This is a genomic window from Paenibacillus sp. 1_12, assembly GCF_900114475.1.
Lineage (GTDB): Bacteria > Bacillota > Bacilli > Paenibacillales > NBRC-103111 > Paenibacillus_S.
In genome coordinates this window covers 14382-32915 of record NZ_FOTE01000021.1, presented here as the reverse complement: position 1 = coordinate 32915, position 18534 = coordinate 14382, and the positions used below count along the sequence as shown (strand labels likewise).

The 18534-nt window shown below is 44.3% G+C and carries 13 protein-coding genes; 1 reads left to right on the top strand and 12 read right to left on the bottom strand.

Annotated features, from left to right (window positions below):
- The first annotated feature begins 197 nt into the window (after positions 1-197).
- Complete coding sequence (locus BM210_RS28575) at positions 198-839, top strand: SGNH/GDSL hydrolase family protein (protein ID WP_091175829.1); 642 nt, start codon at positions 198-200, stop codon at positions 837-839.
- A gap of 267 nt (positions 840-1106) precedes the next feature.
- Here BM210_RS28575 and BM210_RS35450 read toward each other — a convergent pair whose 3' ends face one another.
- The 12 genes from BM210_RS35450 to BM210_RS28515 form a co-directional block, all read right to left on the bottom strand.
- Positions 1107-1355, bottom strand: a complete 249-nt coding sequence (locus BM210_RS35450; RefSeq protein ID WP_218184986.1) for a TM2 domain-containing protein — start codon at positions 1353-1355, stop codon at positions 1107-1109.
- A gap of 258 nt (positions 1356-1613) precedes the next feature.
- On the bottom strand, positions 1614-2354 hold the full coding sequence (locus tag BM210_RS28565; protein WP_091175826.1) for a hypothetical protein: 741 nt from the start codon (positions 2352-2354) through the stop codon (positions 1614-1616).
- Positions 2355-2356: 2 nt separating this feature from the next.
- Positions 2357-3502 carry an SPFH domain-containing protein gene (locus BM210_RS28560; protein ID WP_091175824.1) on the bottom strand — a complete coding sequence of 382 codons (1146 nt, stop codon included), beginning with the start codon at positions 3500-3502 and terminating at the stop codon, positions 2357-2359.
- A gap of 429 nt (positions 3503-3931) precedes the next feature.
- The gene (locus tag BM210_RS28555) at positions 3932-8518 is read right to left on the bottom strand and encodes an S-layer homology domain-containing protein (RefSeq protein ID WP_091175823.1); all 4587 of its coding nucleotides are present in this window, start codon (positions 8516-8518) and stop codon (positions 3932-3934) included.
- Between the two features lie 822 nt (positions 8519-9340).
- A complete protein-coding gene (locus tag BM210_RS28550; RefSeq protein WP_091175903.1) occupies positions 9341-10453 on the bottom strand; it encodes an alginate lyase family protein in 1113 nt (370 codons plus the stop codon).
- A gap of 64 nt (positions 10454-10517) precedes the next feature.
- The gene (locus BM210_RS28545) at positions 10518-11414 is read right to left on the bottom strand and encodes a carbohydrate ABC transporter permease (protein WP_091175821.1); all 897 of its coding nucleotides are present in this window, start codon (positions 11412-11414) and stop codon (positions 10518-10520) included.
- Between the two features lie 16 nt (positions 11415-11430).
- Positions 11431-12342: a carbohydrate ABC transporter permease gene (locus BM210_RS28540; RefSeq protein WP_091175820.1), complete on the bottom strand. Its 912-nt coding sequence runs from the start codon at positions 12340-12342 to the stop codon at positions 11431-11433.
- 82 nt (positions 12343-12424) lie between these two features.
- Positions 12425-13786 carry an ABC transporter substrate-binding protein gene (locus tag BM210_RS28535; RefSeq protein ID WP_091175818.1) on the bottom strand — a complete coding sequence of 454 codons (1362 nt, stop codon included), beginning with the start codon at positions 13784-13786 and terminating at the stop codon, positions 12425-12427.
- Positions 13787-13866: 80 nt separating this feature from the next.
- A complete protein-coding gene (locus BM210_RS28530; RefSeq protein WP_091175815.1) occupies positions 13867-15492 on the bottom strand; it encodes a response regulator in 1626 nt (541 codons plus the stop codon).
- Positions 15473-17293, bottom strand: coding sequence for a sensor histidine kinase (locus BM210_RS28525; protein WP_091175813.1), 1821 nt, complete (start codon positions 17291-17293; stop codon positions 15473-15475). The genes BM210_RS28530 and BM210_RS28525 overlap by 20 nt, the downstream gene beginning before the upstream one ends.
- Before the next feature lie 149 nt (positions 17294-17442).
- Entirely contained in the window at positions 17443-17643 is a 201-nt protein-coding gene (locus BM210_RS28520; protein WP_143101116.1) for a hypothetical protein, read from the bottom strand.
- A gap of 124 nt (positions 17644-17767) precedes the next feature.
- Entirely contained in the window at positions 17768-18526 is a 759-nt protein-coding gene (locus BM210_RS28515; RefSeq protein WP_256224114.1) for an ABC transporter ATP-binding protein, read from the bottom strand.
- Between the last annotated feature and the right edge of the window lie 8 nt (positions 18527-18534).

Below are 18534 nucleotides of genomic sequence, written 5' to 3'. Positions count from 1 at the left end.
AATTGAAAATAACTGCGAGTTAATGGCATCTCTGCCTATCTTTAGCTCTGCTTCTAAAATTGTTACCGTCAACATCATCACAATTTGTGCATCATTTCAATATCATACGTATAGGAACAAATTGATCGTCCCCACTCTTTTTCAATAGGTTATTTGCGTTGCAGGTATGATAAAAAGTTGGAGTTGATGATATTCTTATGATCTATACAGCTCTTGGAGATTCCATTACATTTGGGGAAAATGCCTCCTCTTTTGCAAAAGCCTATCCTCAATTAACTGTGTCTCATTTAAATTCAGGCTCGCATAAGGTTCGTGGGTTTGTTTTGGCTCGGCCTGGTTGGAGCAGCTATGATCTATTGGATGCCGTGATATGGCAGGGGTCCTCCATAATCAGCAATTCTGCTGTTGTTTCTGTGTGGACTGGGGGAGTGGATTTGGCTAACGCGGCACTACTTTCATTAAAAACTAAGCAACCCCTAGCTGCGAAAAACATTGCAACGAGCTACAGACGGAATTTAAGCTGCATTTTAACTCGAATCAAAAAGGGAAGCCATGCCCGGGTCATCTGCTGCACACAATACAATCCATTTCCAAACAGCCCACTATCGGTTGAGTCGGTGGATCTATTAAATCGTACGATATATGAGCTCGCCCGTAGTTACGATGTAACTGTTGCTCCCGCTCATACGTGGTTTGAAGGAAAACAAGCAGAACTTATCTATGGGTATCGAAAAGGAAAAATTGAAGACGCGTTAAGCGGATTTTTGCCCATCCATCCGAATGATCGCGGGCACCGAGTTATTGCAACGGGATTATCCCCTTATCTGCTCACTCGTTAATAGTCACCCCATCCATAAAGTTTATACATGCTAACAAGGTGGAGTAATGCATCAAGAAAAAAGCTGGAGGCTGTCTCAGAAACAGACGTGTACTGTTCCGTAGACAGTTTTTTTATTTTTGCCTGTAATGTGGCAGCAGCTTCACAGCCGCGTGATGGTTGGGATTATTTGGAAACACAAAAAAGCCTAATCCTTGTATCAACGAAAGATTGAGGCTCATAACTCGATAACTCTTAGTCTCTATTCCCTTTGTATCATTAAATGGACTTAGTTCTTCCTTCCATATTTCCTGTTGAATGACTGATCACTAGATGTAAGGTAAACAATCCCTTCAATCATAGCGATGATAGACGGGATTCCTGTCCAACAAAAAAGTAAATAAACAATGCCCAGCACAATATTTTCCAAATAAAAGTGGTGTACCCCCAAACCCCCAAGTAAAATAGCAAGTATGCCGGCGGTTGTCTTGCTTTTGTTGGGAGTATATATGTTGTTAGGGTTGTTCAGGTTGTTCATATTATTAATATTGTTTATATTGTTTATATTGATGGCGGGCGGCACGGTTCCCATGACATTGGCATTAATCGTAGAGTTCGAATTAGACGTTGTAAATGTCGTAGTTTGCTCAAAGGATTCCTGCCGATTTGGAGATTGAGGTTGGCTAACAGAGATATTTTCTCCGCAATATTTACACTCTGTTGCGTTGGGTCCGACTGGAGCTCCACAGGCTGAGCAGTTATTTGTGCTCATAAGAACATCTCCTCGCTATTTATACTACCTTACATTTAATAATTCCCTATTGGCCATAAGTGTTCGGGTTTCATCAATCAGATTATGAATATCAACCATATTTTTATCTAATGAGTTAGAACGAATATATAATTGCAAATAATCCAAATTACTCCGGATTGTATTTTCGAGTTCAAACACTGCGCTATTTCCAGTAATTCTTCCAAAAGGGGTCGAAGCATGAATTCGCTCTTTTAACAATTTGAAGGAATGCATAATGGGCACGATTCCCTCAACATTTTGTTTTGCAGTAAGTGAGGTTTCAATAAACATTAGCTGCATATGGATGTTCGTCTTTTCCGACTGCTCTAATTCAACCTGGTTCTCATATTCTGTCTCACGCTTTGAAAAAAAGAATAAAACAGAAAGTACACCCAATAAAGACGCAAAAGCAAGCAGTTCCCAACCTATGTACCAAACCATTCCTCCCTCAATAAAGAATACAGAAATGAGATTAGAAAGGACCAAATACATGATGGATACGAAAATAGTAGCTATTGGATAAGCAATACTTTTGCTCCCCGACAATAATCTCGGAAAAACAACAGAAGCACTGAAAAAAAATAGTCCTAAAAGCAAAACCATAGACATTAATGCTAGTTTTACGGGCGCAAGGATAAATAAACCCGAGAAAATTTTAAGAAAAACCACAATAACCGCAATATCAAAAACCAGAACTCCCAACCATTTAAGCGAACTCGTTATTGAAGAATTGAAATTACTCATTTTCACTCCTCCAATTTAGTACCGCAGTCTGAGCAGAACTTGGTTCCAGGCTTATTCTCTGTGTGACATCTGGGACATGCCTTACTCATCATGGATTTTCCACAATTTGAACAAAACTTGGCATTCCCATCCACTTTTGTACCGCATGAGTAGCAATCAATTTGGGAAGTTACAAGCTTTTCTCCACAGCTGCAGCAAAATTTAGCTCCTGCTTCATTCATTTCCCCGCACTTTTTGCATGACAATTCTTTAACCGAATTTTTCATCACACTACCTGCCGTGTTGGAAAATAAGTTCCCCATCGCTTGTCCTGCTCCAGTACCAAGACCTAAACCCAAACCAGCCGAAGCTATGCTTCCTCCACCTTCATTGCCAGCTGCAGTTTCCATGACATCAAATGAGCGTTTAACTTGATAACGATTATCTCCTATAATGTCGAAAGCAGCCTTTTCACCCAGTATTTTATTGATCGTTTCAAAATCTTCATCGGGAAAATTAATCGACGACAAATTGAAATTGATCATTTGTATTCCAAAGCGGTCAAACTCACTGGAAAGACTATCTTGAGCTGTCTCTGATATCTCCTCCAGCCTTGGGGCTATATCAAGCACAGAAATTTTTTGGTTAATGATAGTGTCAGCAATAATAGTTTTAACCTTAGTTACAGTAACACCTTTGAAATAGTTCAGTACTACATCATATTTAACGATCTGATCATCGCCAACAGCACCTATGATCTCTGTTAAAAATACACGGTAGTCCGTAATTTTAATTCCAAATTGACCGAACGCGCGAACTCTCATCCTAACCGAATATTTAGGGTCGATTAGACTGATTGGATCACTCGTTCCCCATAAGACATCAAGTTTCACGGTTTTATTTATAAAGAACACTTCTGCAGCTAAAGGGGTCCTGCCACCAAAAGGAATGTTAATTAAGGATTGCAAAATGGGGATATTTGGGGCGTTAAGCGTATAGGTGCCCGCGGAAAAATAGTCAAGCGCTTTGCCCCCTTTAACAAACACAGCTATTTGCCCTTCACCGACAATAAGTTGGGTACCATAAACGAAACTTTCCCCAGGATACCGATAAACCAACCAGTTACGACCGGGTATTCCATTAAATTTTATAACATCAATAATAGCCACTAATATTCACTCCTACTCTACCGCTTCCAAACTTTGCCTCCTAATTGTATTACACCACATCTCTTTAAATCAATTATTAATTTCAATAAATGTAAGATGTTAACGTTGTGTTCAGGAAACATCCTACACAAACCTTCTCATAAATGAACCATTAATCATCCATATAAGGATCTTAACCGACAAAAACACCAAAATTTCTTCTGCTCATTAGTCATAGGTTAGCCGTGGTGTGCAAATCCGAAGCTAAATGCTTGTACTAATAATTCAACCTACTTTGAATAGTCCTACCACTGCTAAGCTTACTAAAATATCATCCCATTTTTCAGTGGATTTTAGGATAGAAAAAATTAGCTAATCGCCATGCGTAGCACATCCAAAAAAAAGCAGCTGACTCCTCAAAGTCAGCTGCTTATTTTAATTATTGATATATTATTTTACAACTTTTTCAATGAATCTTTGGATGATAGTGGACAATTGTGCTCTGGTTGCTGTATCTGTCGGAGCAAGAATATTATTTTCATAGCCGCCGATTAGCCCTGAGCCTATTGCCCAATCCATAGGCTCTTTAGCCCAGCTTGATACTTTACTTCCGTCAGTAAAGGCAACCACGTTCTTGGTACTAGAAATGTCATATCCTTTATGCTTTGCATAATTGTACAGTATAGTGCACAGTTGTTCTCTGGACATGTCATCATTCGGTCCAAAGAACCCATTTCCATAGCCACTTACAACAGTGTTTGATGAAGCCCATGCAACTGCACCACTATACCATGTGTCTGTCTTAACATCAGTAAAGCTGCTTTCCAATGCTGACGGACTTCCTTCCAGTCTATAAAGAATAGTTACTAACATGGCTCTAGTAATATTTTGATTTGGGCTGAAGCTGTTTTCGGATGTTCCTACCATAAGCCCTTTTTCGCTCATAAACTTTATACCTTTATAGAACCAATCATCTTCCTTTATATCGATGAATTTTTTAGGATCTGAAGTCCCCGGAATTCCTTTGTCTACACCTTTGACTTCTTCTTTCTTAATAAATGCAGGCTCAACTTTAACCCCGCCTACAGGCATGATAAAGCTATAGGTGCCATCTGCATTTTTAGTGATTTTTACTTCCTTACCATCTTGATCGATTATCTTAATATCATCCAACTTGTAGCCCTCATTGGGTGTGACGGTAATGCTTACCTTGCTTCCGGGAGTTGCTTTGACTATGTCATAAGAAACCGAACCGTTTACCGCCTTGGCACCTTCACTTGTAGAGGCACTGCTACCGCTACTGCTACTACTACTACTACTGCTACTGCTACTGCTACTTTTACTACCGCTGTTACTGATTATGATAATGCTCAAATCAATGGAGGTGCTTCGCGCATCGTTTGTAGCTTTTACTGTGAAGCTTGCTGTACCTGCTGCAATCGGTGTCCCGCTTATATTACCTGTCGATGCTTCCAATGAAAGTCCTGCCGGCAAGCTACCGCTTGCAATGCTCCAGGTTATTGGAGTATCGCCTATTGCAACTAACTTTTGACTGTAAGGAGTGCCAACTGTGCCAAATGGCAAGTTGCTTGTTGTAATGGTTGGGGCTACCCCTACCGTTACGTTAATAGTATAGGTTACTTTAGTTGCATTGTCTTGTGCAGTTACTACAACTTTCCAGGTTTTACCCCCATCGCTTGTCGTGGCAGTTCCTACAGTTGTATTAACATCAGTGGTAGTTGTCACGATGTCAGAGGCTGTAAGGTTCGCTAATACTTTATCGTACGGAAGTACTACGTTGTAGACAGTATTAGCGTCGCTGGAAACGGTGGCACTTACTCCAGCGACAGTTACATTTGCAACAGCAGCATCAGTAGCTGGCCCCGATAATAATGTGCGCGTTACGCTCGGCCCGTGCCCGGTCCATTTTCCAAAGGTTATCTGGTTCCGAGGAAGATCGGTATTTTTTGTATTTGTACCGGTAAAGCCTGTGGAGCCGCCAAGTCCGCCTGAGCCGGACGCGTATTTCAGAATCTCGCTTCCCGCTTCCACCGAGATTGTGTAAGGAATATTGGGAAGAAGTCCAGCAGTGGAAAGCACATAAGTATTTTGTCCCGGTCTAACGGTTGGTTTCGCGTTTACTTGAACTGCTCCACCGTCCACCGGCACGCCGTTAATCAAGATGCGGTAACCGGCAAATCGTGCCGTATCTTCATTGGAATAATCCTTTACGTCTTTTCCGTTCCATGTGAGTGTCATATCTTCCCCAATCCACCTGCCGCCACTGACGGTGAGCTTGCTGCCGGAAGCCCACGTCGGAATCTGCATTAAGGTGCCGGGAACGGTGGTGATCGTAAGCTTATCTGATGCTTGCCCTTCTTGTCCAATCCAGTTGACGGCCTTCACCGTAACATCATAGGTCAAGCCGTCATCTAGCCCCCACAGCGAGTAACCTGTCCGGCCGGAGTCGAAATAGGCTTTGAATGTTTTGGTTGCATGACCTGTACCTTGCGGTGTTGCCGTTAACTCATAATAATGAATGCCGTAGACAGAATCGGCAACGGAATTCCAAGTGACATCCTGCCAAGAAATACCGGATAAACCGGATAATTTTTCTCCTTTAGTTCCGAGTCTTTCACTTAAATTCGCAACTTTCGAGACGACATGAGACGCACCAAGCGTTGCAGCACCCGTAGTTACCGTCGTCTCCAGCAGTTTCCCATAGGAGGCGTTTGCACCTATCGTCTCCGGTCGGACCGCAATTTTGTAAGGGGTGCTCGGGCGCAGCGCGATTCCCGTAGATTGCGAACCCGATCCCGTACTCGTTACAATCTTGTTTTGCTGATAGCCATAGCCATCCAGCATATCAACCAACACGGCGTACTGCGTCGCATTACCGATGGCGGGCCAATTTAAAGTAGCATAATAAGTATTCGCCGTCACGGTGAGTGCGCCACTCCCATTCAGCGCATCCGGCCTGCGGTCTGCGGTCTTGTCGGAATTCACGAGCGTGACGTTCTCGATCGTGACGTTTTTGCTGTTCGTGGTGGTAATGGCTTGTTTAAGACCTGTAATGTTGCGGAACGTAACATCCGACATGCCATTTATCGCAATCGTACCCACACTTGCTGTGGATGGAAGAATTTTGATATCCTCGAACGTGAAATTGCGCAGCACCGGGCTTTTAGCATAGGCGGAGCTGCCGGGTGCCGCTGTGTTAATAAACGGTACGATAGAGTTTGACACCGTCATATTGCGTACCAGCACGTTTTCGAAGGTCAGCGGAAGCTCGCTTTCCGGGCCAAAGGCTGTGCTGGCGTTGCCATCGCTGTAGGATGTGTCAATCACAATCGTACTGTTTCCTCCGAGCATATAGTTGACCGCATTGTCGCGCACTACAATATTGCGGATACCGCCGCCAGTCGTAGCACCAGACTTCATACGCAAGACGCCATTACTTCCTGTTTCGCTCGTATTATAGACGTTCTCTTCCGCAACCAGATCGCCGATCCAGCCGCCTGTATGGCTGCCCATCGCTAACAAGCCGCCATGGCCGTTGCGCACAAAGTTATTAAAAACGCGGCCCTCTCCGCTTGCCACTTTGTCAGTCAAATTGCGCACGCTCGTGCCCTGACCGGCCGCAAAGTTAATGGCATCGTCGCCGGTATCCCAAAAGCTGTTCATGACCCTAAGATCAAGGCAGTCGCCAAACTCGATACCGTCGCCGTTATTAGCGTCGAACATCATCGCAACGATGCCGTTTGTGGTAATACGCTCGGACTGATAGTTGACAATACCGTGGAAGGCGGGATTATAGAAGGTCAGTCCCTCGTAATACAGGCCATTCACACCGCGTGCTACCGTCAGGTTGGGGCGGGTATTATAGAATTGCGAGGCAGCTGCATTCGGTGTTTGATCCTGACGCGACTGCCACATCGCATCAGCCGCGAGGATGCCTATTCCAGCGGTAGAAGTTGCGCTATTACCATCAACTGTGGTGTTGCTACCTCCCTGATAGTTCGGCAAACGCCAACCATTTCCCGTTGGATCTGTGAAACCTGCCGAACTGAGCGACAGATCCACCGCCGTTTGGTTCTGTAAGCCGTCTCCGGTGGTGGAATTCTTCCATCCGTTGCCGTCTACTGCGCCCTCGCCGACAATGCGGATGTTCTTCAAGGAGCCAATGTCCGAGGTTACAGCATTCAACAGGCCATATGTCCGGATGTCCTGTGAATAAGGATAGACCAGAAGGCTACGCGGGTAGTGGTCAAATACAGGCGAGCCAAAAAGCACAGCCCCTTTTTCAATTTCGAAGGTCATATTGCTGTGCAGAAACAATGAGCCGCTAGTATAGTACCAAGGCTTCGCATTGTTTCCGCTCCCCTTCAATACAACCTTGCCGCCTGGAGGGGTGGCGTCGATCGCAGCCTGAATCGCGGCCGTATTGTCTGCGATTTTTTTGATAACCGTTTCATTATTATTTGCGCGCCGAATGGTATAGTCGGCATTGACGCCAATTTTATCGGTAATATAGGTTGCGCCACGATCGGCAGCGTCTATGACGGTAGGTGTAGACGCGGTTGAAAACATAAGTGGCGCACTAAAAGCAGACGTTGTCTTGTCGGCGTAAACGGCCCGCACCTTAAATTCATAATTCGTCTTGGGTACTAGACCGGTGGCCGTGAAGGAAAGGTTACTAATCCGATGATGCTGCGTGTCCAATTTCCTGTAAAATGCATCCATATTCGCATAGACATAGGAATAATTCTCTTTAAAATTTTTGCTTGCAAGACCGAGACTGTTTCCATCCCGGAATACCTCATAGTCCTCGATTTTTTCTGCACTTTTATAATAATCGTCCGGCTTTTCCCAGGTAAGTACAATTTTTGATTCATCAAATGCTAATGGAGGTACGGATAATTTTTGCGGTGCCCCGGTATAATTGCCTGCCGCATGAACAGACATTGCCGGAAATAAACCAACCAGCAGAGCCAGTGAGAGCATAAGGCAGCAAATAATATTAGCTTTCTTCTTCACTTTTCATTTCCTCCTGTTATTAAAATTGTTAGCTTTATGTATTTTCCTTTGAACCTCTTTTCTATTCTGCGGGTAAGATTGTATCATTACCCCATATCACCCTCTCTTAATTCCTGTCTCATATTTATTTGGATTGCTATTACACACAATACTATTAAAACGCTTTCATATCATAAAAGATATAATCATTATCTCACAATTTTATAATACAGCCTGTATAACGGGGCAATTTGTTCGAAATACAAATATAAGGACACCTATGATTATCATAAAGACTCGGCTCCAAGAAACAGATAAGCAAATCCAACATATCGTCGGTGCAGTTTCAAAAGGGTTTACTCCACTATAAACCATTCGTTGCTGAGAAAAACACTCCTGAGATCAAGAGGTTTATTAACCACTATGTCGAGAAAATAATCGTCTACCAGAAACATATCGAGGTCGTTTTTGTAGCTGTTAGTAATTCAAATACGTGTTGACACTAAAAATTGAAAACCAGTAGACGGGAGATGTTTTCCAATGTTTACAGTAGCATTTAACGAAGGGGAACTCGAAGAGCTCCTTCATACTACATGTCCGGCCAGAAAGAAGTCCTTGGCATCAGGATTCGGGAACATGTGGAATTGGTCGCATCAATAGTCAAGCTAGAGGGCTATTTCGCCTCATCGGTGGCGCCGTATAGCGCAAAAAGGAGCCTGCCACCGCATTTCAGTGGCAAAACTCCTTTTCGTTGTTGTGGATTTGCAGTATGGAGACTTACCATTGTGTGGCATATCCATCCTCCATCATTCACGCCATATAAGGTTTAGGATTTTTCTAAGGCTAAAGCCATAATAGCGGTTGTCGAATAGCCATATTGCGCCTAACCTCGCCCACTTGCGGGTCCTGCTCCAGGGTCCTCCACAAGTGAAGGCTTGGGACTGAGTCATAGGCTAAGCCGGTGAACAAGAGAGATGAAATCCCTACAGGCCAGCTTTCATACGATTCCACATCATGAGCATAAGGCCAGCTTTCCTTTTCAATCATATAAGGTAGAAGAAATTCAATACCTTTTTTAATCCCTCGTCCATCGGGAAGCTCGAAAGTCCACAGATTCACATGAGGGGTCGATAGGATATGGCATAAAGTAATCATGTTATCCAGCATAAATATGGAGTAACCGTAAGGCTTGGTTCGCGCGAGTTCCCTCGGAAAGCTTCCATCGAGATCCATCTGATCGGGAATCAGTCTTTCCTTGAATTGCACTCTACAGAAATCCAGCATCTCCGCATGATTAGTAAAAAGCGCGAACGTTGCGGCTTGAACAAACCAGCACACGCTATGGTTATTATTTTCATTCATTTCTTCGATACCGTTCTCATGGTGACTCATCCAATGTAAATAATCGGCGAACCATTGCTCAAGTCCTGCAAGAATCTCATCTGTCATGTGGGGCGAGGCTTGCAGAGCCCGAATAGCCAGTGGCACATCGATCAGATGCAAGGTATCAATGATACCGATGCCTCTGCCGGGGCTAACGCCGGGAATCGCTTGGGCATACAACAAATGCGGATTCATACGCGTACTCTCATCCAGAAAGAATTCCTTTAAAAACAAAACCGCTTTTTGAGCAAATTCTTCCTTTTTATAAATCTTGTATGCACTCGCAAGTTGAGCGACATGGGTCCTCATCTCCCGCAAAATCAATCGGTGTTGACTGAAATTATCCGGATTGCTTTCGCCATCCCTACGGATATAAGGCATTCCGTCGGACGTGGCCGGATTGGGCCACCAATAATCGCCGTTGGAATAATAATCATGAATTCCGCCTGCGCTCTTCGGGGCTACAGTATCTGTAATATGAACCGTCGGGGCATTCAATGATTGCTCTGCCTTCCGCAAAATGAGGTTCAAGTCAAAATAGTCGTTCCACCGTTCCCTCCCGAGGGTTACCATCCGTGACAATAGAAACACTCCTTCCGTTGTAAGCCTGCCCAACTTATCTCTTGTTGCCCGTAAATTAACCCTTAACCGATCCTGACGTCAACCCGGCAATGAACGATTTATTCATTAAAAAGTAAACGAACAAAATTGGCAGCATGGAGAGCATGGAGCCTGCCAGCATGAGATGCCATTCGGCAGCAGCGTTGGATGAATATTTAAGCGCGATAACGCCTACTGTTAAAGGCTGTAAATCCGGGCGGGTCATCGTGAAGATCAAAGGAAGAATGTATTGGTTCCAAGATTCCCGGAATGAGAACAAGCCTACCACACCAAGGCCAGGACCCATCAACGGCAAAATGATCCGCCAGTAAATCCCGTAAAATCCGCAACCGTCTATCGTTGCCGCTTCATCAAGCTCTCGAGGTATAGATTTTACGAACCGTTCCAAAAGAAAGATGTTGAACGACAAATGTGTACCTGTGAATATCAACACTACGCTCCAGAGCGATTTATGCATGCCAAATTCTCTCATCAAATCATATAACGGACGATATGTGATCGCGCCGATGGAAATAAACATGGTTGCTGCGAGTAAGAACAAAATAAATTTATTTCCGGGAAATGATCTTCTGCCTAACGCATATGCTCCCATAGAGCAAACCAGCAAAGTTATGACCGTTGATAAGACGGAGATGAATATACTGTTCCAAGTATATCTGGCAAAATTAGCCCGCTCCCAAGCCTCCACATAATTTTTAAAGTTCCATCCCTTCGGTAACAGGCTTGTACCGTTCATCAGTTCCGTATTCGTTTTAAAGGAACCAAACAAAGAAAACAACACGGGATATACGGTAATCACCAGCATAACTAATACAAAAAGAGTGATGAGCAGTAGCGAAAACATTTTTGCAATACGAGCCGATGTATTAGCAGATGCTGCAGCCGGCCGTGCCTGAAGTGGTACTGTACTCATGCGCCTTACCTCCTCTCTAATTCGATTGCGCAGATTTGCGTGACATAAATAAGTAAAGCCCTGTTATCGCGCCGACAATCAATGCCGAAACAAAACCGACTGCCGCCCCGTATCCGTATTGCTGCACAACAGCTTCACCTTCCGAGATCGGGAAAAATAGCTTATAAATGTATAAATACATTACTTCCGTCTTGCTCGCCGGTCCACCGGCCGTCAGAACCATGATGCTTTCGTAACCCTTAAGTGTGTTGACGATTGCGAGCATCACGATAACTTGCATGACCGGGCCCAGCATAGGAATCGTAATATGAAAAAACTGCTGCCATTTATTAGCTCCGTCTATCGAAGCACTCTCGTATAGATCATTCGGGATTCCTTGCAGACCTGCGAGGAACAGCACCATATAGTTACCTATAGCTCCCCAGATTGCGACCAGGATGACTGTAAGAATTGAGTATTTAACGCCCAGCCATTCAATCGGCTTATCGATCAAGCCGCTTTCAAGCAGCATTTTATTAATAATACCGTTGTACGAATTGAACATGAGATAAAATACAAGGGAAATAACCGCCGTACTAATGATTGTCGGCATAAAAAAAATCGCGCGTAAAGTGTTTTTAGCAAATATTTTTTGGTTAAGTATAACCGCCAAGACGAGTGCAACCGGCAGCGTAATGATCAATTTCCCGAAAGCGAAAATGAGCGTGTTCCATACTGATTGCCAGAAGAGCGTATCGCGTGTAAACAAACGAACGAAATTATCAAATCCGATGAATATCGGCGTTGAAAACCCGTCATAATCGTAAAACATGTATTTAAATGCCCAGCCCAGCGGGTAAATTGTAAACATTGCCAACATGACTAAACAGGGAAGCACCATCATATATGGACCTGAATGTGTTGACCATATCTTCTTTAAAGCAGTCATCGCGTAGGTCTCCTTCCTTTTTTTGGCATTAAAGAACCGCTGCTGAAACACACGCAGCGGCCTTTAATTTATAGCATGAACTTTATTTAGAAATCAGACTTTTTGCATTGAAGTCCGGAATGACGACACGTTTAACCGTACCGGCCTTCTCTGCGCTGTCCAAACCTTCGTTATAGCGTTTATTTAAGTCATCGACCGCTTTATCAAGAGGAGTGACGCCGAGAATGGTTTCTGCGATCACGTTCTGCCATGCTTTGCCCTCAACTTTATGAGTTAACATTGCTGGCCAGATGGCATCATCCTTCGGTGCAAAATCTTTAAAGTTTTTGAGCGACGGCTCTTTTGCTTTCGAAACTACGGACGGAATAATGGCCACACCTTTACCCTGTTCAAAGTAAGGAACTAATACATCATCGCTGTGCATGAATTCCATAAACTCCCACGCTTCCTTCTTATGGGTGCTTGTAGCGGACATATACAACCAGTTACCTGCAGCATTGATGTAGTTAGCGCCTTTCGGAGCTTGTCCGTCACTAGTTGGAACTTGCGAAACACCCCAGTTAATCTTCGTCGGGAATTGTGTATCATAAACGCTCGGTTCTGCGGAAAGGGAGAGATACATACCAATCTTACCTTGTGCGAATTGGTTGCGAAGCGGATCGATATCAAGCGATTCATAGCCAGGAAGCATACTACCGCCATCGACAATCTTTTTCAGCGTTTCCACATACGGCTTCAAGATACTGAAATCATACTTGCCGGTTTTCCAATCATAAATATCGTTCCCGTCCAAACGAACCATCGGAATCATCGCCCGCTCGAATGCAGCAACTGGATTTTTCATGTTCATCGCAAAACCATAAACACCTTCATTTTTACCAGCTTCGGTGATTTTCTTCGAATAGGTTACAAGGTCATCCAACGATTTCGGAGGCTCCGTCAAGCCCGCTTTGACAAATAAATCCTTATTGTAAATGACGCGGAACGTCGAACCATAGTTCGGGAGGCTGTAAACTTTTCCGTCTAAGGAATTAATCCGGTCCAGCTTGAGCAAATTATCACCAAAACGCGATTTGAGTTCCGGAGTCAGGTAGGAATCCAGCGGCTCAACAGCCTTCATTTTCACTAAATCCTGGAGATTCAGCTTACTTTTGGCGTTCATAATATCTGGCGCTTCACCGGACTGGATTGCTACTTGCAAAGCTTGCTCGTAATTGTCAGTCATAACCTTGTATTCCACTTCAACATTGCTTTTGTTGGTTTCATTGAACTTCTTGATCTTATCTTCCATCAGATCTATGTCATGACGCGCATTTGTCCAAAACGACAGCTTAATTTTTTTTGCAGAAGCGCCTGCAGTTTGTTGAGGCTCTTCCTTTGGCGCACAACCGGCTGCCACTACAGCTACTGCTAATAACAAACAAGTCAGCTTCGTATATTTCATTCTGATCACCACTCCCCTATTGTTCTGTTACCCAAGTATAAACGGCGCGGTTACTCTCCACTAGGGGGTTTTTTTTCCGGTCAAGGGGGGGGATTTTTACTCATTCGCTCCCTGTAATCAGAAGGGGTAAAGCCTACTTTTTTCTTAAAAAGCTCCCTGAAATGCTTTCTATCGTAGTAGCCAAGCAGTTCGGCAATTTCAAAAACAGGCTCGTTCGTGTAAGCGAGACGCTCTTTGGCTTGAAACAGCTTTAAATCCGTCAAATAATCAATAAACGTATGACCCGTCTCTCTTTTAAAAATAGCGCTTAAATAGTTCGGGCTGATGCCTACATGATCCGCAACTTTAGATAAAGACACGGATTGTAACGGTTGTCCCAGAATATACTTCTTTGTCTGCTCCAGCAGGTCACGGGAACCGTCTTGGGATAACGCCTTAACCCGCTCCGCCCCCTCCGTAAACCATGCAAGCACGCTCCTCCGCAGCTCGGGAAGATTGACAGAATCACAAATATCGTAACAGGTCCCGAGCGCAGGCTCTAAAGAAGCCTCCTCTATACCCAAGGCACCCAATTGACGGTAAAGCACTGTGGTCAGTTGAAAGCAAGCCGCGCGAATATCAGCTGGCACCGCCTGCTTGTCTGCTAATGATTGGAAAAATTGATCTACCGCCTCTGGCAAGCCTACCATCCCACCTCTACGGACAGCGTCAATCAAAACTTTCTCCTCTTTCACAGGATAGGCGATTCGTCGAACACGGAACTGCCGAAGCTCCTCGTAGTGGATGACTTGGTTACTGCCAAAGAAGAAAATATGCTCTACCGCTTCCACTGCTTGTTCGTAAGCCTTAGGCAAATCCGGAAGCTCCGGACAGAATGAACTGATACCTATCGTAACCGTAAGTATGGAATACCGCTCTATCGCGTCCCGGCAGTAATCCGCAAAATACAGAAATTCCTCTTTCATCTGCTCGGCAGGCTTCGTTTTATCATAATTGGCAAGTACTGTAAGCTGGTTCCAACCGGAATAAAAGGCTATACCTCTTCCCCAGACTGCCAAGCAGTCGTCCACAATGTTCTTCACGATAAACCGAGTCAGTTCAATCTCTTGTACAGCCTGTCTGGATATCTCTTCAAAATTGTCAATGGATACGACCCATACCCCGATGTAAGCCGGCTCAAGGGGAATTTCAGCAAATTCCCACTTTTCCTTTAATTGGAGCGAGCTTTCGTTCCGAAAATGGATCATCCCCTCTAAATATTGATCGCGCAAGGCGGGGAGACTTTTGGCCATCTTTTGTCGGTTTAATACATTCATTATTCCCTGCTCCTGCAGCTTGCGAAGGTCAGACAGCACACGACCGACGATCTCCATCAATTCTTCCACATTGAATGGCTTCAACAAATACTCGCTTGCCCCCAGCGAAATAGCTTGCTTGGCATATTCAAATTCATCGTACCCGCTTAGTACAATAAAACGAATCGATTCCTTCTCTCGGGATAATCGTTCCATCAGTTCAATCCCGCTCATATTGGGCATTTTGATGTCTGTGATGACCAAATCGGCGGGAAATCGGGCAAACACCTCCAAAGCCTGCAATCCGTCATGCGCCGTTTCCACCTCATCTACCCCCAGCCTATCCCACGGCACATGCCTGCTCAGTCCTTGTACAACGCTTTCTTTATCATCAACCAACAGTACCTTCATAGGTTAAGTCGTTCCTTTCATCGAAAATACGAATTTCAACACGGGTTCCCTGATCGCTGCTTATCACATTAAACGAGACGCGATCTCCAAAAAACCGCCACAACCTACCGCGTATGTTGGAGATGGCAAAGCCTTTAATGGTCTCACTTCCGCTTGGGAAAACAGCAGCCTCCTGCAGTGGACGATTGTAAAAGTCGACCATTTCAGCCAACAAGCCGCATCCATTATCCTCAGCCGTCAGCAGCGTAACGCCTTGCTCTTCCCGGCGGCTGGATACGATGATGCGGTGGTCGCTGTAGTTATTTTGCTTGAACGCATGCAAAATGCTGTTTTCTACAAGCGGCTGTAAAATAATTTTCGGAACCGCCACATTTTTGGTTTGGTCGTCTGTAAGTATTTCAAAAGAAAACTGCCGTTTATACTGAAAATTTACGAGCTTCAGATATTGGGTTACATGCTCCATTTCTTTGGCTACGGTCGTTTCCTCGTCTCCTTGGTTCAGACTTAACCGAAAAAAGCCGGAGAGCGTTAAAATCATTTCGCTAGCGTCCCTGTCTTGAAAATCGAGAGACCTCCAGTAGAGCTCATCCAGTGTATTATATAAAAAATGAGGGTTGATCTGGGCTTGCAGCACCCTCATTTCCGCAGTTCGCTTCGCCTCCCCTTCCTCCTTCACCCGCATAATCAATTCCTCGATCCTGCTAAGCATTTCGTTAAACCGGCTTCCCAACTCCCCGATTTCATCCTGGTGATTAGACAAAAACCGGACGTTCAAATCCCCCTCCTTGACACGATTCATCAGCATTTGCAGGTTCCGCAGCGGTTGATTCACCCAGCGTACGATTAACCGGATCAGAAAGAAAGAAACAACAAGCATCGTAACGGTCATGAAAAACGAAAAATATTTAATATATTGCACAAGTGCAAGCAGGCGGTTCTTCGGCTGTACAATAACGGCGCGCCAATTCGAAAATGGAATATCCCGATGATTCACCAAATACGTCTGTCCTCCGACCTGCACATCAAAATGAGTCAGCTTTGTTTGAAGATCATGAAAATCGGCATGCTTTAACAATTCAGCTGAAAGATCGGGCGATGATTGGAGAATAGGACGACCTTTATCGTCCAGAATCATGGAAAACCCTTCAGGGACAAGCTGAATATCTCTTAAGTTTTGTAAATATTTGTCGGCAGCAAGTGTCAGAACCAAATAAGATTGTATATCCCCAACATCGCTGATATAGGCAGGCTTAGAAATCAGACTAATGATCGGTCCTGCTCCCGCGAATAAAGGATCTTTATCCAGATATATCCATCGATTGGTCAGTGAACCGTTGATTATGGAATAATACGGCGTTTCATGGAAGGAAATGGTTTTTTTTTCATAAGGCAAGCCCTCATAGAACTCCCCTTTTGGCGTATGCATATAAATCGTCCGAATATCGTTCTCCAATAGACGGATTCTGGAAAATAAGGAGTACATCCGGTTTGTGATCACCTGTTCTTTTTCCTCCGACTTACCGTCCACCCATTCCATCGTCTTTTTCATTTCCTCACTTGCGTTAATAAGGTACAGACTGTGGCTGACGCTTTTCAACTGCGCATTCATTGAATCGCTCAGCTGCTTTACCGTTTGTTCCGCTGCATTATAAGCATAAACCTCTAGTATCTTTGCGGCTTGGTTATACGAAAACAGTCCGGTGAGCGGAACTGCGATCAGTACGACAATCGAAGTCATAATCCATACTTTTCTCTCTAGCCCGAAATTCAGGAACTTCACAAACACTCTTCTCCAAAGCATACAATCCACCTTATCCCAATTATTCTGTCATTCGAGGATATCATGTTTCTCTAATAAGAAGAATATCGAAAATATGGATTTTTAGCCAGGATTCAGCGGAGCAGTGTTCATCCAACGCCTAGTTGCCCAGCCCAGCCCCGTCCCTGACCTTAACACAAAAGAAAGTTTTTTGTAGTGTCCCATAAAATGTAAAAAAACCGCTTCAAGAGCGATTTTTTCCATGGACGTGGCTTGGCGGAGTAAATCCACAATTCGTCGCCACCTGCTATCAACTTGGTTTCAATCACAAGTCCTGTTGGCATCATAAAATCAAAGCCGATAATTCCGTCAATGTCCATACCATAATCCATACTGCCGATTTCTACCTGAAATTTCTCTAGAAGAAAGCTACCGAGATGAATCGCATCCATAGTATTTGTGTAGACATACTCAAACCCACCTACGCCTCAGATCGTGTCAACAACATCATTCCCATCAGGAACCAAAAGATGCTGCCTTCAGCAATGCTTTTGTATAATCCGACTTCGGCTCGGTAAGAACAGTTCTTGTGTCGCCCATCTCTTGAATAACTCCGTTTTTCATCACAGCAACATGATCAGCAAATCCTGAAATCGTTTCAAGTCTATGCGTAATATACAGGATGGACATTCCTTCAGATCGCTTTATGGATAACAGGAGCTGCAGCATCTCATCTTCTATGGTCGGATCTAATGCCGATGTAATCTCATCAGCAACAAGCAAAAGCGGCGACATGGAAAGCGCCCTTGCTACCGCGATCCGCTGCTTTTGTCCCCCAGAGCATTCCGAAGGATAACGTTCCAAAAACTCAGCGGACAGTTTCACCTTGGTAAGCAGCTCCTCAGCATGAACGTATGCTTTTTTCTTAGGATATCCGCTCAAGCGCAGCGGCTCCGTAATAATATCTTTTACACGCCAATAGGGATTCATTGAACGATCAGGGTTTTGGAAAATAAGCTGAATGAGTGAAGTTGGCGTCTCCTTCTTTGGAACTTGAAGATCTTCTGCCCACGTGATCAAGCCGCTTGTTGGCTGCTGCAAGTGGGCAATCAACTCAGCCAATGTTGACTTGCCTGAACCGCTCTCTCCAATCAGTGCAAATATTTCATTTTGCTGTAACGTTAAAGAAACTTCATCTACGGCTTTGATGGTTTTCCCCTTTTGGCTCCCAGTAAAATGTTTGGACACCTTTTCTACACGTAACAATGCGCTCACTTGCAACT